We start from the raw sequence: 26,445 nt of genomic DNA on the forward strand, positions 1-26,445 counted from the left end.
CTTCCTCGAACCTTACTTATTATTAGTTTCCTTTGTTTTCAGTTCTTTGTCCTTGAGGTCTTGATCCTTGAGGTCTTTGTCCTTGAGGTTTTTGTCCTCTGTAGTTACCTCTATCATTTCCTCTAGTGTTTCTTTTATTATCTCTTCTGTCGTTTCTTCTGTTGTCTTTTCTTTCTTCTTTAACTCTTGGGTTAAATCCGTCTTTGCTTGGTAATATTTCACCGTGACATATCCAAACTTTTACACCGATTTTTCCGTAAGTTGTATTAGCTTCAGCAAAACCGTAGTCTATGTCAGCTCTTAAAGTATGCAGTGGCACATTTCCTTCACTGTATCCTTCAGTTCTGGCCATCTCAGCTCCACCAACTCTTCCTGAAGTAGATACTTTTATACCTTTTGCTCCAGATTTCATTGCTCTTTGTATAGCTTGTTTCATCGCTCTTCTGAAGGCTACCCTTCTTTCTATAGCTAATGCAACATTTTCAGCAACTAATTGTGCGTTTTTGTCTGTGTTTCTAACTTCGATTATGTTAACTATAATAGTTTTCTTAGTCATTTTTTCAAGTTCAGCTTTTAACGCCTCTATTCCAGCTCCAGCTTTTCCTATAACTACACCTGGCTTAGCAACGTGTAAATCCATTTTAATTTTGTTAGCTGATCTTTCTATTTCTATTTTCGCAACTCCAGATGAATATAATCTCTTCTTTAAGAATTTACGTATATTGTGGTCTTCTAATAACAAGCTTCCGAACTCTTTGCTATCATTTGCGAACCATCTTGAATCCCAATCTTTAATTACACCGACTCTCAGTCCGTGTGGATTAACCTTTTGACCCATTTACTATCCCTCCTATCTACTTATTATTCTTTTCCTTAACAACTACCTCTATATGAGAAGTTCTTTTTCTGATTGTAGTAGCACGACCCATAGCTCTAGGCATGAATCTTTTCATAGTTGGTCCTTGGTTTGCAACTATTGATGCTATATATAAATTATCCACGTCCATTTCGTGGTTGTTTTCTGCATTAGCCTTTGCTGATTTAACAGCTTTAGCTATTATTGTAGCAGCTTTTCTTGGAGTATACTTTAATATCGCTAAAGCTTCGTTTACGTCTTTCCCTCTTACAAGCTCACATACTTCACCAGCTTTTCTAGCAGTTACTCGTACGTATTTCGCAGTAGCTATTGCTTTTTTTTCTACTTCCACTTCTACTTGCTTTTTAGCCATTTTTGAATTCCTCCTTTCTCAAATCTAACTTAATTATTTTCTTTTATTAGACTTTTCGTCGTCTTTATGTCCTTTGAAAGTTCTTGTAGACACGAACTCGCCTAACTTATGTCCAACCATATCCTCAGTTACGAAAACTGGAATGTGTTTTCTTCCATCGTGAACAGCAATTGTATGCTCAACCATTTGTGGGAATATTGTTGAAGATCTTGACCAAGTCTTGATAACTTCTTTGTTACCGCTAGCGTTCATGTTTTCTATTTTTTTTAGAAGTCTCGCATGGACAAAAGGTCCTTTTTTAGTTGATCTTGACATTTAAAGTCCTCCTTTCCGGTAAAAATATTATTACTTCGTTCTTCTTGATACGATTGACTTATTAGAAGCTTTATTTTTCTTTCTAGTTTTGTATCCAAGAGCTGGTTTACCCCATGGAGTAACAGGAGACGGTCTACCTATTGGAGATCTACCTTCCCCTCCACCGTGTGGATGGTCGTTAGGGTTCATTACAGATCCTCTAACTGTAGGTCTGATACCCATATGTCTTTTTCTACCGGCTTTACCGATTACTTCGTTTCCGTGCTCAGTATTTCCAACTTGTCCTATAGTAGCTTTACATTCAACACTTACGTATCTCATTTCACCTGATGGTAATCTAAGAAGTGCTTTTTTACCTTCTTTAGCCATGAACTGTGCAGAAACTCCTGCAGATCTAACTAATTGGGCACCTTTACCAGGTTTTAACTCTATATTGTGAACAACAGTACCAACTGGTAGGTCTTTGAATGCTAAACAGTTCCCTGGTTTAATATCCGCACCTTGTCCTGATAATAATGTGTCTCCAACTTTTATTCCAACTGGAGCTAGTATATATCTCTTTTCACCATCTGAGTAGTTTAAAAGTGCTATATTAGCTGTTCTGTTTGGATCGTATTCTATAGTGGCTACCTTAGCAGGTATTCCATCTTTATTTCTTTTAAAATCTATTATTCTGTATTTTCTCTTTTGTCCTCCACCTCTGTGACGGATAGTTATCTTTCCGTGAGCATTTCTACCAGAATTCTTTTTTAGCGAAACTAAAAGAGATTTCTCTGGTTGATTAGTTGTTATGTCATCAGAAATTACAACTGTCATCTGTCTTAAGGCAGGAGAAGTAGGTCTAAACTTTTTAATAGCCATATGATTTCCCTCCTTTTTTTACTAGGATATTACATTCCTTGGAAAAACTCTATTTCTTTGCTCTCTGCAGCTAACTTAACAACTGCTTTCTTGAATCCTGTTGTTCTTCCTTCTGTTTTACCCATTCTTTTCATTTTTCCATCGTAGTTAAGTGTGTTTACTTTATCAACGTCAACTCCGAATATTTTTTCTACTGCTTTTTTTATTTCCGTTTTGTTTGCAGTCTTTGCAACAACAAAAGTATATTTCTTTTCGCCCATCTCTTCCATACTTCTTTCAGTAACGACAGGTTTTATAACTATATCATGTGGATTAGTCATTATGCGTACACCTCCTCCACTTTTTTAACTGCATCTGTAGTGATTATAAATGAATCATACTTTAATATATCATAAACATTTAGTGTATTTACTAAACTAGTTTGAACACCCTCTATATTTCTAGCTGATTTTATAATATTTTCATTTTTCTCAGCTGTTACAACTAAAGCTTTTCTGTTAGCGTTTATATTTTTTAATATTTGTACAAACTCTTTAGTTTTTGGAGCGTCCATGTTTAATTGATCAAGTATTATTATTTCGCTATTTTGAACTTTAGTTGTTAAAGCACTCTTCATAGCTAATCTTCTTACCTTCTTAGGTAAAGTGTATCTGTAACTTCTTGGCTTAGGTGCAAAAGCAACTCCTCCACCTACCCATTGTACAGATCTAGTAGAACCTTGTCTTGCTCTACCTGTTCCTTTTTGTCTCCAAGGTTTTCTTCCACCGCCTCTAACTTCTGATCTTGTCTTAGCTGATTGGTTACCTTGTCTCTTGTTTGCTAATTGATTTTTTACAACTTCGTATAATATATGCTCATTAACTTCTACATTAAATATAGTATCAGTTAATTCTATTTCTCCAACGTTTTGCCCAGCAACATTAAGTACGTTTAATTTTGGCATTGTTATTCCTCCTTTCTCTTTTAGTCAATTAATTAGAGCTTTTTATAGCTTTTTTTATAGTTACTACTGAACCTTTTGGTCCTGGTATAGCACCCTTAACTAAGATTATATTCTTGTCAGCATCTACTCTTACAAGCTCTAAGTTTTGGATTGTTACTCTAACACTACCCATGTGTCCAGCAAGTTTTTTGTTTTTAAATACTCTACCTGGATAAGAAGCCGCTCCCATAGATCCTGGTCTTCTGTGGTATCTAGAACCATGTGATTCTGGACCTCTACTTTGACCATGTCTCTTTATTGGGCCTTGGAACCCTTTCCCTTTAGATATACCACATACGTCTACTTTAATTCCTTCTTCTAACACATCAGCTTTAAGCTCTTGACCTACTTCAAATCCATCAACTGAATCTACTCTGAATTCTTTTAGGTGTTTCTTTAAAGTATTAGCAGCAGCTAAGTGACCTTTTTGTGGTTTGTTTAAAGATTTCTCTTTAGCTTCTTGATAACCAACTTGTATAGCGTTGTAACCGTCTTTATCAACAGTTTTGATTTGAGTTACAACTACTGGTCCTGCTTCTATAGCAGTTACTGGTATTACAACTCCACTCTCAGTGAATACTTGTGTCATACCTATTTTTTTTCCTAATATTCCATTCATATTAGCACCTCCTATAATTCTTACAGCGGATTACCTTTATAAGTAATCATTCTAAGATTATTACCTTATAGGATAATATCTTAGGTGTCTCTCGTGTCTTACAGTTTAATTTCTATATCAACACCTGCTGGTAAATCCAATCTCATTAATGAATCTACAGTTTTTGGTGTTGGGTTAGCAATGTCTATTAATCTCTTGTGAGTTCTAATTTCAAATTGCTCTCTAGAGTCTTTGTACTTATGTACAGCTCTTAGTATAGTAACAATTTGTTTCTCTGTTGGTAGTGGCACAGGTCCTGAAACTTGTGAACCAGCTTTTTTAGCAGTATCTACTATTTTGCCAGCTGAAAAATCTAATAATTTGTGATCATATGATTTTAGCTTTATTCTTATTTGTTCCTTCTTAGCCATTTTGTTTTCCCTCCTTCTTCGATTGTTTGTTTCCGTCTCGAGCAATTCTTCCCGATAAACTGATCCGGGTGTGTTGTAATTTCTTAAACACAATTTTTTAAAATTGCATCTTACCGGTGCTGCTTAACATATTGCCTCTTTTTAGCATACCATTATATTTTAAACGAAAACTGACAATATTACAACCTTTTTTTAATCTTTTTTTAAATTATTATAATCGAGCAACAAACTCGACTTTATCCGTTTTAAACACTAAATAAGTATAAACGTTTTAAAGATTATTGTCAACAATAATTAAATCCTAGGATCTACCTTTACCAGATACATACATAAAATAAAAAGGGATCGAACTCAAAAGCAAAATTCATTACTTCCAAGTCCAACCCCCTCTATATTATATACTTAGCAGTATATTGTTTTAGTTTAATTGGCTAATCAATTATTTAAAATTGAATTATTCCATTATAGAAACAACAACTCCTGAAGCAACTGTTCTTCCACCTTCTCTTATCGCGAATCTTTGTCCTTCTTCTACCGCGATTGAGTTGATTAAGTCTACTTCCATTGTTACGTTATCTCCAGGCATTACCATTTCTATTCCATCTGGTAATTTACAAGCACCTGTTACGTCTGTTGTTCTTAAGTAAAATTGTGGTCTGTATCCATCAAAGAATGGAGTATGTCTTCCACCCTCTTCTTTTTTAAGAACGTATACTTCTGCAGTAAATTTAGTGTGAGCTTTTACAGAACCAGCTTTACAAAGAACTTGTCCTCTTTCTATCTCATCTCTTTGGATCCCTCTTAAAAGAGCTCCTATGTTATCTCCAGCTTGAGCTTGGTCTAGTAATTTTCTGAACATCTCTACTCCAGTTACAACTAACTTTCTTGGAGCTTCTGAAAGACCTACTAGATCTACTTCGTCTTGAACTTTAAGTATTCCTCTCTCAACTCTACCTGTAGCAACTGTACCTCTACCTGTTATAGAGAATACGTCCTCAACTGGCATTAAGAAATCTTTGTCTATATCTCTTTCTGGAGATGGTATATACTCATCTATTTGCTCGAATAAGTCAACTATTTTGTCTCCCCACTCGCTATCTGGATCTTCAAGAGCCATTAAAGCTGATCCTTTAACTATTGGAGTATCATCTCCTGGGAAGTCATACTCTGATAATAGATCTCTAACTTCCATTTCAACTAACTCTAATAATTCTTCGTCGTCTACCATGTCGCATTTGTTTAAGAATACAACGATGTATGGTACACCAACTTGTCTTGAAAGTACTATATGCTCTCTAGTTTGAGGCATTGGTCCATCAGTTGCAGAAACAACTAGTATAGCACCGTCCATTTGTGCTGCTCCTGTGATCATGTTTTTAACGTAGTCAGCATGTCCTGGGCAGTCAACGTGAGCGTAGTGTCTGTTTGGAGTTTCATACTCAACGTGAGTTGTAGATATTGTGATTCCTCTTTCTCTTTCTTCTGGAGCTTTATCTATATTAGCGAAGTCTACTGCTTCTCCTAATTGATATCTAGCATGTAATGTTTTAGTTATAGCTGCAGTTAAAGTAGTTTTACCGTGGTCAACGTGACCTATAGTTCCTATATTAACGTGCGGCTTAGTTCTTTCGTATTTAGATTTAGCCATTTTTTACTTTCCTCCCTTTATTTACATGCTAGGTGGTTTTGACCACCTAGCTATTGTTTTTAGATTTTTATCTATATTTTATATTAAAAATTTAATAACTTTATTATCCTTGTCTTCCTTCAGCTATTTTCTTAGCTACAGAAGATGGAACTTGCTCATAATGGTCGAATATCATAGTATATGTTGCACGACCTTGAGTTGCAGATCTAAGATCTGTAGAGTATCCAAACATTTCTGAAAGTGGAACGAATGCGTTTATAACTTGAGCACCGCTTCTAGCTTCCATACCTTGGATTAATCCTCTTCTTGAGTTTAAGTCACCCATAACGTCTCCCATGTAATCCTCTGGAGTAACAACTTCAACCTTGAAGTAAGGCTCAAGAAGTACTGAATTACCTTTCTTAAGGGCGTCTTTGAATGCCATAGAACCTGCCATTTTAAAGGCCATCTCTGAAGAGTCAACCTCATGGTAAGATCCGTCGTATAGTTCAACACCAATATCAACAACTGGATATCCAGCTATAACACCTGCGTGCATTGCTCCTTGGATACCTTGATCAACTGGTCCAACATACTCCTTAGGTACAGATCCTCCAACAGTTTTGTTTTCGAATTTGTATCCTTCACCTGGCTCAAGTGGATTAACTCTGATCTTAACGTGTCCGTATTGACCTCTACCACCTGATTGTTTAGAGTACTTATGCTCAACATCAACTGGTTGAGTAATAGTTTCTCTATAGGCAACTTGTGGATCACCAACATTGGCTTCAACTTTGAATTCTCTAAGAAGTCTATCAACAATAACCTCTAGGTGAAGCTCACCCATACCACCGATTATAGTTTGTCCTGTTTCCTGATCACTTCTAACTCTGAAAGTTGGATCCTCTTCAGCAAGCTTTTGAAGAGCAACACCCATTTTTTCTTGAGCAGCTTTTGATTTAGGCTCTATTGCAACATCTATAACTGGTTCAGGGAATTCCATTGATTCAAGTATTATTGGTGCAGAAGCATCACATAAAGAGTCTCCTGTTGTAGTATCTTTAAGACCAACAGCAGCTGCTATATCTCCTGCAAATACTTTTGTTATTTCTTCTCTAGTGTTCGCATGCATTTGTAGTATACGACCAATTCTTTCTCTTTTGTTTTTAGTTGAGTTAAGAACATAAGATCCAGATTCTAGAGTTCCAGAGTAAACTCTGAAGAATGCTAATTTACCTACGAATGGGTCAGTCATTATTTTGAATGCAAGAGCTGAAAACGGCTCTTCATCAGAAGAATGTCTTTCTGCTTCTTCTCCATCTGGTAATATACCTTTTATAGAAGCTATATCAGTTGGAGCTGGTAAATAAGCTAAAACAGCATCTATAAGTAACTGAACACCTTTATTTCTGTATGCAGTACCACAGAAAACAGGATTCATTTCACAAGCTATTGTAGCTTTTCTTATAGCAACTTTTAATTCATCGTTAGTGATTTCTTCACCTTCAAGGTATTTAAGCATTAAGTCTTCATCAGTCTCAGCAGTAGCTTCAACTAATTTCTCTCTATACTCAGCTGCCATATCTTTTAAGTCTTCAGGTATCTCAGTTATTTCCATATCAACACCTAAGTCGTCTTTGTATATAACTGCATTCATTTCTATTAAATCAACGATACCTGTAAAGTAATCTTCTTTACCTATTGGCAATTGTAGTGGAACAGCATTTGATGCTAATCTATCCTTCATCATATCTACAACGTTTAGGAAGTCTGCACCTGTTCTATCCATTTTATTTACAAACGCTATTCTTGGTACTCCGTAAGTTTCTGCTTGTCTCCATACGTTCTCAGATTGAGGTTCAACCCCACTCTTAGCACAGAATACTGCAACTGCACCATCAAGAACTCTAAGAGATCTTTCAACCTCAACTGTAAAGTCAACGTGTCCTGGAGTATCTATAACATTTATTCTATGGTCTTTCCATGTAGCAGTAGTAGCGGCAGAAGTAATTGTTATACCTCTCTCCTTCTCTTGCTCCATCCAGTCCATTTGAGAAGCCCCTTCATGAGTCTCCCCTATTTTATGAGTTTGCCCAGTATAAAACAGGATTCTTTCTGTAGTCGTTGTTTTACCTGCATCTATATGAGCCATGATTCCTATGTTCCTTGTTCTCTCCAAAGGAAATTTTCTTTCCATGGTCCTTCCTCCTTATGATATCCTTAATCAATTTATAAGATATCTGTATATGCTACCATCTGTAATGAGCAAACGCTCTGTTAGCATCTGCCATTTTATGAGTATCTTCTTTCTTCTTAACTGAAGCTCCCGTGTTGTTAGCTGCGTCCATTACTTCTTTAGCAAGCTTTTCAACCATGCCTCTTTCTCCACGATCTCTCGTGTATTTTACTAACCATCTTAAACCTAAAGTTTGTCTTCTTTCAGGTCTAACCTCGATTGGCACTTGATAGTTAGCTCCACCAACTCTTCTAGCTTTAACTTCTAGAACTGGCATTATATTTTCCATAGCTGCTTCAAATACTTCTAGAGCATCCTCTCCTGTACTATCTGCTACTATTGCGAAAGCGTCATAAACGATCTTTTGAGCTTTCCCTCTTTTTCCATCTATCATTAAGTTATTTATTAACTTAGTAACTACCGTACTTCCATACATTGGATCTGGTAAAACTTCTCTCTTTGGAACATTACCTTTTCTTGGCATTCTGCTTCCCTCCTTAAATATTAAATATTAAATCATAGGTACTCGATATGCACTGACATATCGTGATGCCATAAATATATTTCTCTATATTTAAAGCACCTAAACTATAATTAATTTAAACAGTTATTATTTCTTTGCTTCTTTAGGTCTCTTTGCACCATATTTTGATCTAGACTGCATTCTTTTTTCTACACCTGCAGTATCAAGAGTTCCTCTTAATATGTGGTATCTAACCCCTGGAAGGTCTTTAACTCTTCCTCCCCTTATAAGAACAACACTATGTTCTTGTAGGTTATGTCCTTCTCCTGGTATATAAGCTGAAACCTCTATACCATTAGTAAGTCTAACTCTGGCAACTTTTCTTAACGCTGAGTTAGGTTTTTTAGGAGTAACTGTTTTTACTGATGTACAAACTCCTCTTTTTTGTGGAGCTTTTATTTCTGTAGCTCTCTTATCAAGTGAGTTATATCCTCTTTGTAGTGCTGGAGAGTCTGATTTTTTCTCAATAGCTTTTCTACTCTTACGGATTAACTGGTTAATTGTTGGCATTAATCTGCACCTCCTTCTTTTAATTTTCGATCTAAAACAGATCGCCAACCGGTTCAAAGCTTAGACACATTTACTGAGTCTAACATAGTTTGATGCTTTTAGCTTTAAATAATATTGTAGCATTTAAAAGCCACTAAGAACCCCGTAGGATCCTTAGTGTACTCTTAATTACACACTTAAACATTTTATCATCAGGATAAATGATTGTCAAGATTTCTTTTAAACTCAAGCTTTCTTAGGCTTCTACCTTTTCTACTGCTATATTTTTGTATTTCTTCATACCTGTACCAGCTGGTATAAGTTTTCCTAATATAACATTCTCTTTAAGTCCAATTAAGTTATCTTCTTTACCCTTTATAGCAGCTTCTGTTAATACTCTAGTTGTCTCTTGGAATGATGCCGCTGATAAAAATGAATCCGTAGCAAGTGATGCTTTAGTTATTCCAAGAAGTACTCTTGTAGCATTAGCAGGTCTTAACCCCTTAGCTTCAGCTTCTTCATTGCACTTATTGAATACTAATACATCTTCATATCCTCCTGGAAGTAAATCTGTATCTCCAGGATCTTCAACTTTAACTTTTGATAACATCTGTCTAACTATTACTTCTATATGCTTATCGTTTATATCAACCCCTTGAAGCCTATAAACTCTCTGCACTTCTTTAACTATATATTCTTGAACTCCTATGATTCCGTTAACTCTTACTATATCGTGAGGGTTAATTGAACCTTGAATCAACGGCTCTCCTGCTTTAAGCATTTGACCGTGTTTAACCCTAAGTCTTGAACCATAAGGAATTGCATATACTTCTTTTTCACCTTCACTAGGTATTATTGTTACTTCTTTTTTCTTGTCAGAGTCGTTTATTTCTACTCTACCTGCAATTTCAGTTATTACAGCAAGACTCTTTGGTTTTCTGGCTTCAAATAACTCTTCAACCCTTGGAAGACCTTGAGTTATATCTCCACCGGCAACCCCACCAGTATGGAATGTACGCATTGTAAGCTGTGTACCCGGCTCACCAATTGATTGGGCAGCTATGATTCCAACCGCTTCACCAATATGAACTTCCTTACCAGTAGCCAAGTTTTTACCGTAACACTTAGAACAAACTCCATGGTTAGTTCTACAGTTAAGAACTGTTCTAATGTGTACCAATTTGATTCCAGCGTCTATTATTTTGTCAGCTTCATCTTCTGTTATTCTAGTGTCGGCTTCTACTATAACTTCATCAGTTTCCGGATGAACTATAGCATCAACTACATATCTTCCTACTATTCTATCGTAAAGTTCTTCTATAACTTCGTTCCCATCTTTAATAGCTAGTATCTCTGTAGTATCTGTTGTACCACAGTCGATTTCTCTAACTATAACGTCCTGGCTGACATCAACAAGTCTTCTTGTTAAGTATCCAGACTCGGCAGTACGAAGCGCTGTATCAGAAAGTCCTTTTCTGGCACCGTGAGAAGATGTAAAGTACTCAAGTACTGATAAACCTTCACGGAAGTTCGATTTAACTGGGATCTCCATAGTCTTACCTGAAGCATTGGCCATAAGTCCACGCATACCTGCAAGCTGTCTTATCTGGTTTTTAGATCCTCTGGCTCCAGAATGCGCCATTATATATAAGTTATTTAATCTGCTAAGTCCATCCATTAGAGCGTCAGTTACCTTTTCAGTAGTTTCTGTCCAAGTCTCTATAACTCTTTCATATCTCTCTTCATCAGATATAAGACCTCTTCTGTATGCCTTTTCATATTTATCAACTTTCTTTTCTGCCTCTCCTATATAGATTTCCTTTTCTTTCGGAACATCCATATCAGATACGGCAACTGTTATACCTGCTATTGTAGAGAACTTAAATCCTAGAGCTTTAATGTAGTCTAGAAGTTCAGCAGTTATAGTATTTCCATGTCTTATAAAGCATTTATTTATTATTTTACCTAGAGATTTCTTGTCAACTAGGAAATCAACTTCCAGTCCGCTCGGATCTTTTTCTCTATCAACAAATCCTAAGTCTTGAGGTACGCCTTCATTGAATATAAATCTACCTACAGTACTTTCGATAATGCAACTTGTTCCATCTTCATGAACTCTTCTCATCTTAACAAGAGCGTGAAGATCTACAGCTTTATTGAAGTACGCTAGTAACAACTCATTGAAGTCTTTAAATACCATACCAGTTCCTCTTACACCTTCTTGAGCTTCTATTGTTAAATAGTAACTTCCAAGAACCATATCCTGAGATGGAGTAGTTATAGGTGTACCGTCTTTAGGAGCAAGTATATTGTTTACAGAAAGCATTAAGAATCTAGCCTCTGCTTGTGCCTCCACTGATAACGGAACGTGAACGGCCATTTGGTCACCGTCAAAGTCAGCATTGTAAGCCGTACATACAAGTGGATGTAGTTTTATAGCTTTACCTTCAACTAAAATAGGTTCAAATGCTTGAATACCTAATCTGTGTAGTGTCGGCGCACGGTTTAGAAGTACTGGATGACTCTTGATCACGTCTTCTAAAACGTCCCAAACTTCAGGCTTAACTTTTTCTACTATCGATTTTGCACTCTTAATGTTGTGTGCATAACCCTCTTTAACTAATTTATCCATTACAAATGGCTTAAATAGTTCTAGTGCCATCTTCTTAGGAAGACCACATTGGTAGAATTTAAGCTCTGGTCCAACAACGATAACTGAACGTCCTGAATAATCAACACGCTTACCAAGTAAGTTTTGACGGAAACGTCCTTGCTTACCTTTAAGCATATCTGATAAAGACTTAAGTGGTCTATTACCAGGTCCAGTTACTGGTCTACCTCTTCTACCATTATCTATAAGAGCATCTACTGCCTCTTGAAGCATTCTCTTTTCATTTCTTACGATGATGTCAGGAGCTCCAAGTTCTAGTAATCTCTTCAATCTATTATTTCTATTTATAACTCTTCTATACAGGTCGTTTAGATCCGAAGTTGCAAATCTTCCACCATCAAGTTGAACCATAGGTCTTAAATCAGGTGGTATAACAGGAATTGCATCAAGTATCATCCACTCTGGCTTATTTCCAGATTTTTTGAACGCCTCTACAACTTCCAGTCTTCTTATTGTTCTGATTCTCTTTTGTCCTGTACTATCTTTAAGTTCTGCTCTTAAATCTTTACTCTGTTGATCTAAGTCAATAGCCTTTAGTAATGATTTTACAGCCTCAGCACCCATTCCAACTTCGAATGTATTGCCATACTTTTCAAGAGCATCTCTGTATTCTTTTTCAGTTAGTAACTGTTTCGCATTAAGTCCAGTCTCTCCTGGATTTACAACTACATACGATGCAAAGTAAAGAATTTTTTCTAGGAACCTAGGAGACATATCAAGTAAAAGTCCCATTCTACTTGGTATACCTTTAAAATACCATATATGTGACATTGGAGCAGCTAGCTCTATATGTCCCATTCTCTCTCTTCTTACTTTAGATTTGGTTACTTCAACACCACATCTATCACATACCACACCTTTGTATCTTACTCTTCTGTATTTACCACAGTGACACTCCCAGTCTTTTTGTGGTCCAAATATTCTTTCGCAGAATAGACCATCTTTTTCTGGTTTTAAAGTACGGTAGTTTATAGTTTCTGGTTTTTTTACTTCTCCTCTAGACCATTGTCTTATTTTCTCCGGAGAAGCTAAAGCTATTTTTATCGACTCAAAATTGTTTAATTCAAACAAGGAGTTCTCTCCCTTCTATTTGATTTTTTCGAAGCATTTATAGCGGAAATTGTACTTACAAAAGCACAATTTCCTATGTGCTATAAAAAATTATACATCAAAGTCCTCATTGTCATAATCTATGACCTTATCATATTCATCATCTTCAACAAAGCCTTTTAATTCTTCTTCAATTATTTCTTCTGGCTCTTCTTCAGTTTCGTCTTCTGGTTCTCCATCAGCATCCTCAATAATATGTGCTTCTTCTATCTCTCCCATATTATCTATCATGTCTAACTCAAACTCTTCTATATTAATATCATCGTCATCTAAAGACTCTTTAACTTCTATTTCTTGATCTTCATCAGTTAATACTTTTACATCTAAACATAAACTTTGAAGCTCTTTTATTAGAACCTTGAACGATTCAGGTATTCCTGGTTCTGGAATATTTTCACCTTTTACTATTGCTTCGTAAGTTCTAACACGTCCTGAGACATCATCAGACTTAACAGTAAGTATCTCTTGAAGTATGTGAGCAGCTCCATAAGCCTCAAGTGCCCAAACCTCCATCTCTCCGAATCTCTGTCCACCAAATTGTGCTTTGCCACCAAGAGGTTGTTGAGTTACTAGAGAGTAAGGTCCTGTACTTCTTGCATGTAGCTTATCATCAACCAAATGGTGAAGTTTAAGCATGTACATATAACCTACAGTTATCTTGTTGTCAAATGGACTTCCTGTTCTACCATCATATAGATCAAGTTTACCATTTCTTGGATATCCTGCATCTTCAAGAGCATCCATGATATCGAACTCATTAGCTCCATCAAATACTGATGTCGCAACATACCAACCTAGTTTCTTAGCTGCAAGACCTAAGTGCATCTCAAGAACCTGACCGATATTCATACGAGATGGTATACCTTGTGGGTTAAGAACTATATCCATAGGAGTTCCATCTTCCATAAACGGCATATCTTCTTCAGGTAATACTCTAGAGATAACCCCTTTATTACCATGACGACCAGCCATCTTGTCTCCTACTTTTATCTTTCTCTTCTTAGCTATATAACATCTAACAAGTTCATTAACTCCTGGAGATAAATCATCTCCGTTTTCTCTAGTGAATAGTTTAATATCTACTATTATTCCTGATTCACCATGAGGAACAGTTAAAGATGTATCTCTAACTTCTCTTGCCTTCTCACCGAATATAGCTCTTAAAAGTCTTTCTTCGGCAGTAAGCTCAGTCTCTCCTTTTGGAGTAACTTTACCAACTAGGATATCTCCTGAATCAACTTCAGCACCTATTCTGATTATACCTCTTTCATCTAGGTTCTTAATTGCACTATCCCCTACATTAGGTATATCTCTAGTGATCTCTTCAGGCCCTAGTTTTGTATCTCTAGCCTCACACTCATATTCTTCTATATGAATTGTAGACAATCTATCTTCTTTAACTAATCTTTCATTTATTAATATGGCATCCTCGTAGTTGTAACCTTCCCATGTCATAAATGCTATAAAGCAGTTTCTTCCAAGAGCAACTTCTCCAAGATCTGTCGCTGGTCCATCAGCTATAACATCTCCTGCTAGAATTTGTTCTCCCTTGTCTACGATAGGAGTTTGGTTTACACAAGTACCAGAGTTTGAACGTTTAAATTTAAGAAGATTGTATCTATCTCTGTTTCCATCTTCTCTCTTTATAACTATTTCATCAGCTGTTACTCTCTCAGCTACACCAGGGTTTTTAGCAACAACAACGGCTCCTGAGTCTTTAGCTGCTCTGTACTCTATACCAGTACCAATGATCGGTGCCTCTCTTCTAACTAGCGGCACCGCTTGACGCTGCATGTTTGATCCCATAAGGGCACGGTTGGCGTCATCGTTCTCTAAGAAAGGTATCATTGCAGTCGCAACTGATACAACTTGCTTAGGAGATATATCCATATAATCAACTTTATCTTCAGACACTAGTTCAACAGCACCATTTATAGTTCTACAAACAACTCTGCTGTTTACAAATTGATTGTCATCAGTTAGAGTCTCATTTGCTTGGGCTCTAACGAATAAATCTTCTTCATCAGCAGTTAAGTAGTGTATCTCATGCGTAACTGTCTTTGTCTCTTTATCATATTTTCTGTACGGTGACTCGATAAAACCAAATTCATTAATTTTAGCGTAAGTACCAAGTGAGTTTATAAGCCCTATATTTGGCCCCTCTGGAGTCTCTATAGGACACATTCTTCCGTAGTGAGAGTGGTGAACGTCACGCACCTCAAACCCAGCTCTCTCTCTTGAAAGACCACCAGGCCCTAGGGCTGATAATCTTCTCTTATGAGTAAGCTCAGACAATGGATTTGTTTGATCCATGAACTGAGACAACTGAGAACTACCAAAGAACTCTTTTATTGCAGCTGATACAGGTCTTATGTTAACTAACGCTTGTGGCGTTATAGCTTCCATATCCTGAACAGTCATTCTCTCTTTTATAACTCTTTCCATTCTTGAAAAACCAATTCTAACTTGGTTTTGTAACAATTCACCTACAGATCTTATTCTTCTATTGCCTAGGTGGTCTATATCATCTATATTCCCTACCTCGTAGAATAAGTTGAATTCGTAATCTATAGAAGCTATTATATCGTCTAACAGTATGTGTTTAGGAACTAATTCTTTTGATCTTAGTTTTAAAGCTTCTTTTATTTCTTCTTCATCTGTATAGCTGTCTAATATTTCTTTAAGAGTTGGATAATGTACCTTCTCTTTGATATTTAATTCATCTATGTCAAATTTAATATGCGATTTGATATCTACGAAATTGTTACCAGTGACCTTAACATTTTTATCCCCATCAAGTAAAATAGTCACCACGTTAATACCTGAATTTTGTATGTCTTTGGCAACTTCATAAGGGATCTTTTCTCCAGCTTTAACGTATACTTCACCTGTTTCAGGATGTATAACATCTTCTGCTGATATTCTGTTCATAATTCTGTAGCATAGAGATAACTTCTTGTTGAATTTATATCTACCTACTTTCGCTAAATCGTATCTCTTTGGATCAAAGAATAATGATTTAAGTAGTGAAGATGCACTTTCAACAGTTGGTGGCTCTCCTGGTCTTAATTTTTTGTAGATTTCAACTAACCCTTCTTCAACAGAACTTGTACTATCTTTCTCAAGAGTAGCGATAAGTCTCTCGTCTTCGCCTAATAGATCTATTATCTCAGAGTCCGAACCTATTCCTAATGCTCTAAGCAATACTGTAACTGGTTGTTTTCTTGTTCTATCAACTCTTACAGATATTACATCGTTAGAATCAGTTTCATACTCTAACCAAGCACCTCTATTAGGAATTACAGTAGAAGATATAAGTCTCTTACCGTTTTTATCTCTCTCGTCTGCATAATATACACCTGGAGATCTAACCAATTGACTTACTATAACCCTCTCAGCACCATTTATTATGAAAGTACCTTTGTTAGTCATAAGAGGGAAATCTCCCATAAAGACTTCTTGTTCTTTTATTTCTCCGGTTTCCTTATTAATAAGTCTTACCTTAACTTTTAGAGGCGCACAATATGTAGCATCTCTCTCTTTACATTCTTCTATATCGTACTTAGGTTTTTCGTCTAAAGAGTAGTCAACAAATTCCAATATAAGATTTCCAGTGTAATCTTCTATTGGTGATATATCTTCAAATACTTCTTTTAGACCTTCTTTTAAAAACCACTTATAGGAATCCACTTGAATCTCTATAAGATTTGGCACATCAGCTATTTCCTTTATTTTGGAAAAGCTCATTCGCGTTCTTTTACCTATTGTGACAGGATGTGGCATTCACTTTTCACCTCTCATATAATTAAAAATAAAACAAAAGTTCATTCTAACACATCTAATAATTTTATCATATTGTCAAGTACTTTTCAATAAATATTTTATTTTCTTTGTAAAGTATGTCCTTAAATTCAATTTTTACAGTATTTTACACGTATAATAAGTATTATTTACAGTTTTATAAATTTAAACCCTATTTTTTATAAAACATATACATCTTTCAAATTCTTAGCTAATTTTACCTTTTTCTACATTCTACACACCCATGATATCAATGTTTTAATAAAATTATGTCCCATATTTTTTTAATTTTTCCTTCATTATATATGGAGTTTATATAAATAAAAAGGAAATAAATCTGATTTGTTATATTGATATATATAGCAAATCAGATTTATTTCCTTCTTTTAATCTTACTTATATTTATAACCCGTATCTAAATTTCCCCTGGCTTTCTCTACCTTTCATCTTCATGATTTGTAGAGTTACCTAACTTTAAATTGATATTTTTAATACATCTAAATTCTTCCGAATCGTTGTCTAAAATAATATCATAAGTTTAATAAAGTTTTACTACAAATGTTGTGAAACGTTGTTTTTTTGTAGTAAAATGCGATTTTTGGACCTTTGCATAAATAATAATCTTTAATTCTAAAATAAATGTCTCTACTATAAAGATAATAAACATAGGGTGTTTTCTATAATATTCTAATAAAATCTACACCTTTTCATTCTACATTGTTTTTTAACAAAATATATGTTACTCTATATCAAAACGCTAAGCAGAAAGGAATTATAAATATGAATATAGCTGTTTATTGTGGTGCGAATGCCGGAAATAATAAAATAAATACTGATAATGCTATTAAGCTGGCCAACTGGATTTCTTATAATGAGAATACTCTGATTTACGGAGGGGGTAATGTAGGGCTTATGGGTTTAATCGCAGATAAAGTTTTAGAAAATGGGAGCCATGTCATTGGTGTAATGCCTAAATTTCTTATAGATAGAGAAATCGCTCATCAAGGATTAACTGAGCTACATACTGTAGATACAATGCATGAGCGGAAAGCTAAGATGATTTCATTATCTGATTGTTATATAGCACTTCCCGGAGGTCCTGGAACTCTTGAAGAGATAACAGAAGTTATTAGTTGGGGAAGACTTGGTCAACATTCTAATCCATGTATACTATTTAATGTAAATGGATATTACAATTTACTTGCATCTCAGTACGATTTAATGGTATCAGAAGGATTCTTATCTAAATCTGATAGAGATAAAATACTTTTCTCTGATTCATTTGAAGAAATTAGCGAATTTATTGAAAACTACGAAGCTCCATTAGTTAGGACTTATTAAAATAATTTTTAAAAAAAGATAGGACTCTCAATTCTAGAGAGTCCTATCTTTTTAAGTAAATCTGAGGAAATCTTAAATTCTGTAGTGAATTAAATCTATATCATATTAGTTAGGTTTCATGTCAAACGTCTTACTTCATTGACAATTAAATCTACCGTATCATGTTTTTCTTGTCCAGATAACCCTCTTATAAATGCCTAACATCCAATGTGAAATTTAGTTGTTAGTCATTTCTCTTTATTTAATCTATTAATTTTATCATTTGTTTATTCTTTAATTTAAAACAGTATTCTTTTTAATTAATATAAAAAGAACATTATATGTCAATATATTCACATACAATGTCCCTTTTGCTAATTGCTTATTATTTTGTAGCTCCTGCTAATTGCATAGCTTCTTTAAGAACTTCACCAATACTCTTAATTCCTATTTTTATTTTATCTTCAGGCATATTAGAGTAGTTAAGTCTAAAAGTATTTTCTCTGCCACCGTTTGGGAAGAATCCTCCTCCTGCAACATAGGCAACATTTTTTTCTAGACATTTAAGAAGTATTTCTCTTGCATTTAAATGACTTGGTAATTCAACCCAAGTAAATAATCCTCCCTCGGGATGTGTAAATTTAATGCCTTCAGGGAATTCATCTTGCATTGTTTTTAGCATTACATCTCTACGCTTAACATAAACTTCCTTGATACTTTCGACATGCTCATCTAGGCTGTACATGTCCATAAATTTAGATACTTCCATCTGTGATATAGTAGAAGCCTGTAAGTCTGCACCTTGCTTAGCAAAGTTAAACTTAGAAAGTATTTCCTCAGAAGCACAAGTCCATCCTAATCTGTACCCTGGACAGAATATTTTAGAGAAAGTTCCTAAAAATATTACAAGACCTTTAGTATCTAGCGCTTTAAGAGAAGGTAATGACTCTCCCTCAAACCTTAAGTCTCCGTATGGGTTGTCTTCTAAAACAGGTATTTCATATTTATTTATTATTTCCATAAACTTTTTACGTCTTTCTAAAGACCAAGTTCTTCCTGTAGGATTTTGGAAATCTGGTATTACATAAACCATTTTAACTTTATCAGTTGTAGCTAGTATCTTATCTAATTCTTCCATAATCATTCCACCATCATCAGTTGGAACATCTATAAAATTAGGTAGATAAGATTTAAAAGCATTGATAGCTCCAATGTACGATGGGCTCTCGCATAGTATTACATCGCCTTCATCGATGAATACCTTTCCTGCGAAATCAAGTCCCTGTTGTGAACCACTAGTAATTAGTATGTCATCTTTGTCCACATTAGTTTGATTTTTATCATTCATTCTTTGAGCAATTTTCTCCCTTAAAGGTTCATATCCTTCAGTTGTAGTGTACTGCATTGCTGCCCTACCATTTTCCTCAAGCACTGCAACTGAAACTTTCTTCATTTCCTCTACAGGGAACATCTCTGGAGCAGGCATTCCTCCAGCGAAAGATATGATTTGAGGCTGTTGAGTAAGCTTCAAAAGTTCACGAATTTCTGATCCTTTTAATCCTTGCATTCTTTTTGCAAATTGTACTGCCATTTAAAGCACCCCCATGAAAATGCTTCTTCATTTTGAAGAAACTATTTTTCATACAATAGAACACAGCTGATAAAATCTAAATGATTTATATATTAAGTTATAATTGTATGCTAGATTATTCTTCTTTTCTAATTAACTTTTTAACCCTTTTCTCTAATGTTTCTCTATCCAACATTATGAGTCTAGAACAGTTCATACATTTAATTTTTATATCCATACCTATCCTGGTTATTTCAAACTCCTTGCAACCACACGCATGCTGTTTTTTTAATTCTACGATGTCACCTATCTTCAAATCCATCGGCATAGATATTTTCCTCCTACTATATAATTTCATTTACTTCTTTAGTTCCATCTTCTTTCTTATCTATGTGGTAAATTCCTTTAAAATCAATCTCATTGTCTGTAAGTATTTTTTTTATAGCCTCTAAATCATCTTTTGAGAATTTAACAGAAAGCCCACAACTAGCAGAAATTTCTCTTGGTGTGGGCAACATTGTGATAGCAACTTCGTGCTCTTTTATTAGTTTTTCTGATCTTATAGCATGATGAGTTGAATTAAAGGACACAATATACATTTCTTTCATAGTAATTTCCTCTCTGACATTATATTGTTTCCTATAATATTTTATTTTTATATAATCACTTTTATTATTTTAAAATCTATTTATTAATAGCTTCTTTATACTTAATCGTCTATTTATATTGTTATAGTATTTGATGAATTTTTTAAAGCTTCGACTATGCTGTACATATTTGTAACACTTCCAACTTTAAGTTCATCTTTTAAGTCATAGTAATCTAAACACGCTCCACATGAAAGAACTTCAACCCCTGCTTCTTCAAGAATTTTAAGATTTCCGATTGTGTCTTCATTTACTGTACTTAATTTTACACCACCATTTACAAGGAGTATGCTTTTTGGATATGGTTTTGACTCTGTAAGAGTATAAACAAATCCTTTTATAAGAACTTGTCCTAATTCATCACTTCCTGAACCCATTGAATCTTTAGTTATAAATATACATCTATTTTCTAAATCATCATTTTCTTCAATAACAGCTTCTGCTAAGTCACAAGTTTCTCCATTTTTAAATATCTCTATAGTTATCAAATCTTCCTCATCTTTAACTATATTTGACTCTAAATTTAGGGATTTTGCCAATTTTAGCAAATTCTCTTTTGCCATTTTATTGTCTACAGTTGTAACTACAATACCATCACTTAGTTTTTCTAGCTCTTTTTTAGTATTTATAACTGGTTTAGGGCATGCTAACCCTCTAGCATCTACTTCTACTCTCATGTTAAAATCTCCTCTATATTAAAGTTTAAATCACATTTTTCTATACATAATAATAGTATCATATATACGAACTTAGTGTTATAGATTGTATCTATACATGTATAGATGTATCTTTCTTAAATAATTCCGAGATCTTTGTACATATCTAGTCCTTTTTGATAGTATTCAAGTTCACTTTCTTTTGATATATTAGAATATATTTTGCCCATATCTATATACATTCCAGCAAGCACCTTACGATCTCCTAGAGAAGATACTATATCAATACTCTTAGCTAAGTATTCGACAGATAAGTTAGATTCTCCTTGCTCTTTACAAATATCAGAATATTTTTTCAATACCGTGTATTCACTTATTTTATCTTTATTTTTTATTGATGCAGCCAATGCAATTTTACAGTATTTTTTTGCAAGCGAATAGTCACTCTTTTGTATATATGCAGAGATAATTTTAAATAAACCTTCCATCATATGATCGCCACCAGAATCTGTTTTTATATCATACGCCCTCTGAGAATACTCTATAACTTTATCTACATTTCCTAGGTGTGTATATACATCTGAAATATTTAAATATACATCAGCAAGTATATTTTTATCATTATCACCTTCTAATAATTTCAATGCCTTTTTAAACAAAATCTTAGACTCTTCTAATTTTCCTAATTTAAATAAATTATTAGCTTTTAGAACTAATAGATCCACTTCGCTATCTACACCATTTCTACAGTCCAATTCATTTACTTTATCTACATAAAATAAAGATTTATCTGGTTTATTTGTTTTTATGTAACATAGTGCTATTTTACTGTACAAGTCTTTATAAGTATTGTAATCACCAAATTTATTTTCAGCTATCAATTCCTCAGCAAAATTAAAATGTGTAATTGCAACTCCGTAAAGATTTTGTTTCATATAAACCATACCTATATTTAAATAACAGTTAAAAATATTAATTTTATCATTCTTTCTTATAAAGAAATATAAAGCCTTTTCAAAATTTACAACCGCCAAATCGTACTGTTCTTGCTTTAATCTAATATTTGCCAATAAAAAACTACATCTACCGTAATTTTCTACTAAATCGTATTTTTTACAAATATCTAATGTCTTACCTATTGTGTCCTCAGCTTCAGCTAATTTTCCTGTATTTATGTAAATTTCTATTTTTAAAATTAGGTTATCTGTCAATTTCTTCGACTGCATCTCTTTATTTTCAAGCAAGTATTCAACGCTAACTCCTAATTTATCACTCAAATATTCCAGTAAGTCATAACTAGTATGAGACTTATCTCTTTCTATATGGCTTATCTGAGCTGCAGTTATTCTATCTCCTGCAAGTTCTTTTAATGTCATGTTCTTTTCTTTTCTTAGTTTTTTTATTTTTTCACCAAGACTTAATATTTCCATATTATTATCACCTCATTGAAGACGTTTTTTATAATATAATTATAACTTATATTATTTTAAAACACTACTTTATTTGATAATATTGTAAATTTTACATAAATTTATGAATGTTAAAAGTATTTTACAAATAAATTGACCCCATTTTATTACATTTTCTTAAATTGATAATTTGTATACATGTATACTTTACATTTTGTTCCATTTTTGTATTTTATTATATAACCGATTAATTTATGATATAATAGATAAAAAGAAAGAGGTGTTAAAACATGTTAAAAAAGAAAATATTATTAATATTAAGTATACTATCTGTTGCGGTATTTGTATTTGGATGCAGCAACAAAAATACTGAAAATGACCAAACTGATAACAACAATAATTCAAGTGTAGAGGAACCTGCTTCAGATGAAAAAGACGCTGAACAAGATGATACTTCAACTAATGAAGATTCTAAAGATAAAGAAACTAACAAAAACAATACTAGTTCAAAAGGCAGTGAAAATAAAAATACTGATACTTCTAAAAAAGAAAAGACTAACGCATCAGTATACACTATAGACTTAGACAATGGTTCTCTAGTTAAAAAAGATGTTGCAATAGCTTCAGTAGATGCAAATTCTTTATACAGCGAACTAATCAAACAAAAAATAATACCAAGTTCAAGCATTAATTCATTCGAAAAGAAAGACGTTGAAGGATCTACAGTAGGGTTCTTAGACGTAAGCTCAAGCTTTATGAACAGCAATCTAGGAAGTGACGCAGAAACACTTACTTTAGATGCAGTTGCTAAAACTTTCAAAGAGAATCTTGGTATAAGCAAAATAAAACTTACAGTTGATGGTAAAAACTATGAGAGTGGTCATACGGTACTAGAAGAAGAAGATTATTTATAGGTACATTGGTGTAGTATACATAAAATAGTCGAAAAGAGAAACAGGTGATAGCAAAATAATGTGAGCTAGCAGTCGAGGCGTGCTAGCTCACATTATTTTGCTATCATTTACATATGTCTCTTTCTGATTTTGCCTGATTTATTCCCTATTTTCAGATATATTTTTCAAAGCTTTTATTGCTTTATCTATTTCATATGTTGTATTGAAGTACCCCATACTAAATCTAACTGCGCCCTGATCTATTGTACCAAGTGTAGAATGTGCTAGTGGTGAACAGTGAATACCCGATCTTGTAGCTATATCAAACTCATTATCTAATATAAATGTTACTTCTCCTGAGTCCATATCCCCTATATTTAGAGCTATAACTGCTGCTCTTTTTTTGCTATCTTCTGGACCGTATATTTTTATATCGTCTATCTCCTTTAGTTTTTCAAGCATGTACTGACATAACTCTTCTTCGTGTGCTCTTATTTTATCTGTTCCTTTGTCTAATACAAATTTAACACCTTCGTTTAATCCTACTATACCTGGTGTGTTGTGAGTACCTGATTCATATTTATCGGGAAATAATTCTGGTTGAGTTAATTCTTCAGATTTACTTCCTGTTCCGCCCTCTTTTAAAATATCTAGTTTAAGATCTTCTTTTACATAAAGAACTCCTGTACCTTGTGGCCCAAGTAAACATTTATGTCCAGGCATAGCTAACATGTCTATATTCATCTCTTTTACATCTATGTTGTATACGCCTGCTGTTTGAGAGGCATCTACTAAAAATAAGATTCCATGTTTATTAGCTAGTTCTCCTACAGCTTTTATATCAATAAGTGTCCCACACACATTTGAAGCATGTGTTGTTACTATAAGTTTTGTATTGTCTTTTATTGCTTTTTCTATATCTTCTGGATTTAATACTCCTTCTTTATCACACTGTACTACTGTATTTTCTACACCTTTGCTTTCAAGTGCCTTTATAGGTCTTATAACTGAGTTGTGCTCCATACTCGTAGTAATTACGTGATCGCCACTTTTTAAAACACCTTTAATTGCTAAGTTTAAAGAATCTGTAGCATTATGAGTAAATACGATTGTCATTGGGTTGTCTACATTAAATAACTTGGCAATATTTTCTCTTGCATCATAAATTTTTCTAGCAGATTTCATAGCTAATTTGTGACCTGCTCTGCCTGGATTTGCACAGTAATTTTTCATACAATCGTAAACTGCATCGTATACCTCTTCAGGTTTTGGGTAAGTAGTAGCTGCATTGTCAAAATAAATCATATCTAAATCCTCCAGTTATATGAATTTAATATTACTCTATTATCATTGATATTATATTGTTTAAATCCTCATCATTGTAGTATTCTATTTCTATCTTACCTTTTCTTTTTCCCCTAGATATATTAACTTTTGTTCCAAATACATTCATAAGTTTATCTTCTACATCCACTATGAACATATCTTTTTCTTCTTTTGATTTTTTTGGTCCTTCTACTTCTTTACCTTCACATATCTTCTTAGCAATTGCTTCAACTTCTCTTACAGATAATTCTTCTTCAACTATTCTGTTTGCTAATTTTATCTGAACATCTTTGTCTGTAATTTTTAAGAGTGCTTTACCGTGACCTGCTGTTATACTAGCTTCGTCTATCATGATTCTTACTTCTTCAGCAAGATTTAGCAGTCTTAATGTATTTGTAATATGAGGTCTACTTTTTCCAACTGCTTCTGATATCTCCTCTTGTGTAACATTGTAATGATCAATTAAACCTTTATATGCTAATGCTTCTTCTATTGAGTTTAAATTCTCTCTTTGAAGGTTCTCTATAAGCGCTATCTCCATTACACTTTTCATCGGGATATCTTTTACTACAACTGGGATATCTTTCTTTTTAGCGAGCTTTGAAGCTCTGTATCTTCTCTCTCCAGCTATAATCATATATTTATTATCATCGTCGGGCTTTACAACTATAGGTTGAAGAACTCCGTGATTTTTAATCGATTCACTTAGAATTTCTATTTTCTCTTGGTCAAATACCTTTCTAGGCTGAGTATTATTTGGATATATTTTATCTAATTCTATAGTAACTATATCTTTATGATTTATTTCTTCATATGTATCTGGTATAAGCGCACTAAGTCCCTTCCCCAGTCTATTACTTCTCTTTGTTTTCTTCTCCATCTATATCTCATCCTCCTCTAAAAATATAAACTCTTCTGCTAAATCTAAGTAAGCTAAAGAACCTTTACATCTGCTATCGTAGTAAATCGCTGGCTTACCATGACTTGGCGCCTCGGCTAATCTTACATTTCTAGGGATTAAGCTAGTATATACACTTCCTTTGAAATACTTTTTAACTTCTTCTACAACCTGTATAGACAGATTTGCCCTACCATCAAACATACTAAGCACAACGCCCTGTATTTCTAAATCTGGGTTTAATCTAGACTTAACTAGCTTTATTGTCTCCATCAGCTGACTTACCCCTTCAAGTGCGTAATATTCACACTGTATAGGTATAAGGACACTGTCTACTGATGTCAGAGAGTTTATAGTCAACATACCTAAAGAAGGCGGGCAATCTATAAATATGTAATCATAGTTATCTTTCACCCCAGACAGAGCTTTTTTAAGTATAAATTCTCTATCGTCGATTTCTGACAACTCTATTTCAGCGCCAGCTAATTCTGTTGCAGATGCTACTATATCTATGTTTTCAAACTCTGTAGAAATTATAGCCTCTTTTATATCTAAGCCATCTAACATTACTTCGTATATTGTATTTTCTACTTCATTTTTATCAATTCCATATCCACTTGTTGTATTTCCCTGTGGATCTAGGTCTAAAACTAGCACTTTTTTGCCCATTTGTGCAATACTTGCGCTCAAGTTTACATTTGTAGTGGTTTTTCCAACGCCGCCTTTTTGATTAAAAACAGCAATAACTTTTCCCATGGGATTCACCTCTCTATTTTTGCTTGTCTATTTATGCTAGATAGTTTAAACTATCTTTTTTATTATAAATACTTTATCATAAATACCGTTCTAAAGT

At 34.0% G+C, this 26,445-nt stretch carries 24 protein-coding genes; 2 read left to right on the plus strand and 22 right to left on the minus strand.

Translation table 11 applies throughout. The annotated features are described in order from the left end of the window. Positions 1–22: 22 nt before the first annotated feature. The 14 genes from rpsC to rpoB all read right to left on the minus strand — a co-directional run bounded on the left by rpsC (position 23) and on the right by rpoB (position 16,855). Entirely contained in the window at positions 23–838 is an 816-nt protein-coding gene (rpsC, locus tag J2Z43_RS14295; RefSeq protein ID WP_209457762.1) for a 30S ribosomal protein S3, read from the minus strand. A 16-nt stretch (positions 839–854) separates the two neighbouring features. Beyond that, entirely contained in the window at positions 855–1,229 is a 375-nt protein-coding gene (rplV, locus tag J2Z43_RS14300; protein WP_038298868.1) for a 50S ribosomal protein L22, read from the minus strand. Positions 1,230–1,262: 33 nt separating this feature from the next. Then, positions 1,263–1,544 (minus strand): 30S ribosomal protein S19, encoded by a 282-nt coding sequence (gene rpsS / locus J2Z43_RS14305; RefSeq protein ID WP_209457763.1) that lies wholly within the window; start codon positions 1,542–1,544, stop codon positions 1,263–1,265. A 30-nt stretch (positions 1,545–1,574) separates the two neighbouring features. After that, positions 1,575–2,405 carry a 50S ribosomal protein L2 gene (gene rplB / locus J2Z43_RS14310; protein ID WP_209457764.1) on the minus strand — a complete coding sequence of 277 codons (831 nt, stop codon included), beginning with the start codon at positions 2,403–2,405 and terminating at the stop codon, positions 1,575–1,577. 29 nt (positions 2,406–2,434) lie between these two features. Further along, complete coding sequence (gene rplW / locus J2Z43_RS14315) at positions 2,435–2,725, minus strand: 50S ribosomal protein L23 (RefSeq protein ID WP_024621759.1); 291 nt, start codon at positions 2,723–2,725, stop codon at positions 2,435–2,437. Continuing rightward, complete coding sequence (gene rplD / locus J2Z43_RS14320; RefSeq protein ID WP_027700854.1) at positions 2,725–3,348, minus strand: 50S ribosomal protein L4; 624 nt, start codon at positions 3,346–3,348, stop codon at positions 2,725–2,727. Before rplD ends, rplW begins: the two co-directional genes overlap by 1 nt. Before the next feature lie 28 nt (positions 3,349–3,376). Further along, positions 3,377–4,006, minus strand: a complete 630-nt coding sequence (gene rplC, locus J2Z43_RS14325) for a 50S ribosomal protein L3 (protein ID WP_209457765.1) — start codon at positions 4,004–4,006, stop codon at positions 3,377–3,379. A 98-nt stretch (positions 4,007–4,104) separates the two neighbouring features. Then, positions 4,105–4,416, minus strand: a complete 312-nt coding sequence (rpsJ, locus tag J2Z43_RS14330) for a 30S ribosomal protein S10 (protein WP_027700852.1) — start codon at positions 4,414–4,416, stop codon at positions 4,105–4,107. A gap of 454 nt (positions 4,417–4,870) precedes the next feature. Further along, positions 4,871–6,064: an elongation factor Tu gene (tuf, locus tag J2Z43_RS14335; RefSeq protein WP_209457766.1), complete on the minus strand. Its 1,194-nt coding sequence runs from the start codon at positions 6,062–6,064 to the stop codon at positions 4,871–4,873. 103 nt (positions 6,065–6,167) lie between these two features. Then, complete coding sequence (gene fusA / locus J2Z43_RS14340; RefSeq protein WP_209457767.1) at positions 6,168–8,240, minus strand: elongation factor G; 2,073 nt, start codon at positions 8,238–8,240, stop codon at positions 6,168–6,170. A 52-nt stretch (positions 8,241–8,292) separates the two neighbouring features. Further along, positions 8,293–8,763: a 30S ribosomal protein S7 gene (gene rpsG, locus J2Z43_RS14345; protein ID WP_209457768.1), complete on the minus strand. Its 471-nt coding sequence runs from the start codon at positions 8,761–8,763 to the stop codon at positions 8,293–8,295. Between the two features lie 126 nt (positions 8,764–8,889). Beyond that, positions 8,890–9,312 carry a 30S ribosomal protein S12 gene (gene rpsL / locus J2Z43_RS14350; protein ID WP_024621752.1) on the minus strand — a complete coding sequence of 141 codons (423 nt, stop codon included), beginning with the start codon at positions 9,310–9,312 and terminating at the stop codon, positions 8,890–8,892. A gap of 235 nt (positions 9,313–9,547) precedes the next feature. Continuing rightward, positions 9,548–13,033, minus strand: coding sequence for a DNA-directed RNA polymerase subunit beta' (gene rpoC, locus J2Z43_RS14355; protein WP_209457769.1), 3,486 nt, complete (start codon positions 13,031–13,033; stop codon positions 9,548–9,550). A gap of 90 nt (positions 13,034–13,123) precedes the next feature. Further along, positions 13,124–16,855 (minus strand): DNA-directed RNA polymerase subunit beta, encoded by a 3,732-nt coding sequence (gene rpoB / locus J2Z43_RS14360; protein WP_209457770.1) that lies wholly within the window; start codon positions 16,853–16,855, stop codon positions 13,124–13,126. A gap of 798 nt (positions 16,856–17,653) precedes the next feature. Here rpoB and J2Z43_RS14365 point away from each other — a divergent pair. Beyond that, complete coding sequence (locus J2Z43_RS14365; protein ID WP_209457771.1) at positions 17,654–18,214, plus strand: LOG family protein; 561 nt, start codon at positions 17,654–17,656, stop codon at positions 18,212–18,214. A gap of 364 nt (positions 18,215–18,578) precedes the next feature. Here J2Z43_RS14365 and J2Z43_RS14370 read toward each other — a convergent pair whose 3' ends face one another. The 5 genes from J2Z43_RS14370 to J2Z43_RS14390 form a co-directional block, all read right to left on the minus strand. Beyond that, positions 18,579–19,784: an aminotransferase-like domain-containing protein gene (locus tag J2Z43_RS14370; protein WP_209457772.1), complete on the minus strand. Its 1,206-nt coding sequence runs from the start codon at positions 19,782–19,784 to the stop codon at positions 18,579–18,581. 115 nt (positions 19,785–19,899) lie between these two features. Further along, positions 19,900–20,091, minus strand: coding sequence for a DUF951 domain-containing protein (locus tag J2Z43_RS14375; protein ID WP_027700846.1), 192 nt, complete (start codon positions 20,089–20,091; stop codon positions 19,900–19,902). A gap of 16 nt (positions 20,092–20,107) precedes the next feature. Further along, a complete protein-coding gene (locus J2Z43_RS14380) occupies positions 20,108–20,371 on the minus strand; it encodes a DUF3343 domain-containing protein (protein ID WP_027700845.1) in 264 nt (87 codons plus the stop codon). A 113-nt stretch (positions 20,372–20,484) separates the two neighbouring features. Further along, complete coding sequence (gene yedF, locus J2Z43_RS14385; protein WP_209457773.1) at positions 20,485–21,087, minus strand: sulfurtransferase-like selenium metabolism protein YedF; 603 nt, start codon at positions 21,085–21,087, stop codon at positions 20,485–20,487. Positions 21,088–21,203: 116 nt separating this feature from the next. Further along, positions 21,204–22,496, minus strand: a complete 1,293-nt coding sequence (locus J2Z43_RS14390) for a tetratricopeptide repeat protein (RefSeq protein ID WP_209457774.1) — start codon at positions 22,494–22,496, stop codon at positions 21,204–21,206. 269 nt (positions 22,497–22,765) lie between these two features. Here J2Z43_RS14390 and J2Z43_RS14395 point away from each other — a divergent pair, with 269 nt between their 5' ends. After that, the gene (locus tag J2Z43_RS14395; RefSeq protein ID WP_209457775.1) at positions 22,766–23,389 is read left to right on the plus strand and encodes a GerMN domain-containing protein; all 624 of its coding nucleotides are present in this window, start codon (positions 22,766–22,768) and stop codon (positions 23,387–23,389) included. Between the two features lie 138 nt (positions 23,390–23,527). Here the strand turns inward: J2Z43_RS14395 and J2Z43_RS14400 are convergent, their stop codons facing one another. Genes J2Z43_RS14400 through J2Z43_RS14410 form a run of 3 tightly spaced genes read right to left on the minus strand, consistent with a single transcriptional unit; the run spans position 23,528 to position 26,348 of the window. Then, positions 23,528–24,673 (minus strand): aminotransferase class V-fold PLP-dependent enzyme, encoded by a 1,146-nt coding sequence (locus J2Z43_RS14400; RefSeq protein ID WP_209457776.1) that lies wholly within the window; start codon positions 24,671–24,673, stop codon positions 23,528–23,530. A gap of 31 nt (positions 24,674–24,704) precedes the next feature. Beyond that, a complete protein-coding gene (locus J2Z43_RS14405; RefSeq protein WP_209457777.1) occupies positions 24,705–25,574 on the minus strand; it encodes a ParB/RepB/Spo0J family partition protein in 870 nt (289 codons plus the stop codon). Then, on the minus strand, positions 25,575–26,348 hold the full coding sequence (locus J2Z43_RS14410) for a ParA family protein (RefSeq protein WP_209457778.1): 774 nt from the start codon (positions 26,346–26,348) through the stop codon (positions 25,575–25,577). Positions 26,349–26,445 lie beyond the last annotated feature (97 nt).

This window comes from Metaclostridioides mangenotii (assembly GCF_017873185.1).
In the GTDB taxonomy this organism is placed as follows: Bacteria; Bacillota; Clostridia; order Peptostreptococcales; family Peptostreptococcaceae; genus Metaclostridioides; species Metaclostridioides mangenotii.

What these genes read in the sequence shown, in the direction of transcription:
- rpsC (WP_209457762.1), bottom strand. Translation starts at nt 838, where the DNA reads ATGGGTCAAAAGGTTAATCCACACGGACTGAGAGTCGGTGTAATTAAA.
- rplV (WP_038298868.1), bottom strand. Translation starts at nt 1,229, where the DNA reads ATGGCTAAAAAGCAAGTAGAAGTGGAAGTAGAAAAAAAAGCAATAGCT.
- rpsS (WP_209457763.1), bottom strand. Translation starts at nt 1,544, where the DNA reads ATGTCAAGATCAACTAAAAAAGGACCTTTTGTCCATGCGAGACTTCTA.
- rplB (WP_209457764.1), bottom strand. Translation starts at nt 2,405, where the DNA reads ATGGCTATTAAAAAGTTTAGACCTACTTCTCCTGCCTTAAGACAGATG.
- rplW (WP_024621759.1), bottom strand. Translation starts at nt 2,725, where the DNA reads ATGACTAATCCACATGATATAGTTATAAAACCTGTCGTTACTGAAAGA.
- rplD (WP_027700854.1), bottom strand. Translation starts at nt 3,348, where the DNA reads ATGCCAAAATTAAACGTACTTAATGTTGCTGGGCAAAACGTTGGAGAA.
- rplC (WP_209457765.1), bottom strand. Translation starts at nt 4,006, where the DNA reads ATGAATGGAATATTAGGAAAAAAAATAGGTATGACACAAGTATTCACT.
- rpsJ (WP_027700852.1), bottom strand. Translation starts at nt 4,416, where the DNA reads ATGGCTAAGAAGGAACAAATAAGAATAAAGCTAAAATCATATGATCAC.
- tuf (WP_209457766.1), bottom strand. Translation starts at nt 6,064, where the DNA reads ATGGCTAAATCTAAATACGAAAGAACTAAGCCGCACGTTAATATAGGA.
- fusA (WP_209457767.1), bottom strand. Translation starts at nt 8,240, where the DNA reads ATGGAAAGAAAATTTCCTTTGGAGAGAACAAGGAACATAGGAATCATG.
- rpsG (WP_209457768.1), bottom strand. Translation starts at nt 8,763, where the DNA reads ATGCCAAGAAAAGGTAATGTTCCAAAGAGAGAAGTTTTACCAGATCCA.
- rpsL (WP_024621752.1), bottom strand. Translation starts at nt 9,312, where the DNA reads ATGCCAACAATTAACCAGTTAATCCGTAAGAGTAGAAAAGCTATTGAG.
- rpoB (WP_209457770.1), bottom strand. Translation starts at nt 16,855, where the DNA reads ATGCCACATCCTGTCACAATAGGTAAAAGAACGCGAATGAGCTTTTCC.
- J2Z43_RS14365 (WP_209457771.1), top strand. Translation starts at nt 17,654, where the DNA reads ATGAATATAGCTGTTTATTGTGGTGCGAATGCCGGAAATAATAAAATA.
- J2Z43_RS14370 (WP_209457772.1), bottom strand. Translation starts at nt 19,784, where the DNA reads ATGGCAGTACAATTTGCAAAAAGAATGCAAGGATTAAAAGGATCAGAA.
- J2Z43_RS14375 (WP_027700846.1), bottom strand. Translation starts at nt 20,091, where the DNA reads ATGCCGATGGATTTGAAGATAGGTGACATCGTAGAATTAAAAAAACAG.
- J2Z43_RS14380 (WP_027700845.1), bottom strand. Translation starts at nt 20,371, where the DNA reads ATGAAAGAAATGTATATTGTGTCCTTTAATTCAACTCATCATGCTATA.
- yedF (WP_209457773.1), bottom strand. Translation starts at nt 21,087, where the DNA reads ATGAGAGTAGAAGTAGATGCTAGAGGGTTAGCATGCCCTAAACCAGTT.
- J2Z43_RS14390 (WP_209457774.1), bottom strand. Translation starts at nt 22,496, where the DNA reads ATGGAAATATTAAGTCTTGGTGAAAAAATAAAAAAACTAAGAAAAGAA.
- J2Z43_RS14395 (WP_209457775.1), top strand. Translation starts at nt 22,766, where the DNA reads ATGTTAAAAAAGAAAATATTATTAATATTAAGTATACTATCTGTTGCG.
- J2Z43_RS14400 (WP_209457776.1), bottom strand. Translation starts at nt 24,673, where the DNA reads ATGATTTATTTTGACAATGCAGCTACTACTTACCCAAAACCTGAAGAG.
- J2Z43_RS14405 (WP_209457777.1), bottom strand. Translation starts at nt 25,574, where the DNA reads ATGGAGAAGAAAACAAAGAGAAGTAATAGACTGGGGAAGGGACTTAGT.
- J2Z43_RS14410 (WP_209457778.1), bottom strand. Translation starts at nt 26,348, where the DNA reads ATGGGAAAAGTTATTGCTGTTTTTAATCAAAAAGGCGGCGTTGGAAAA.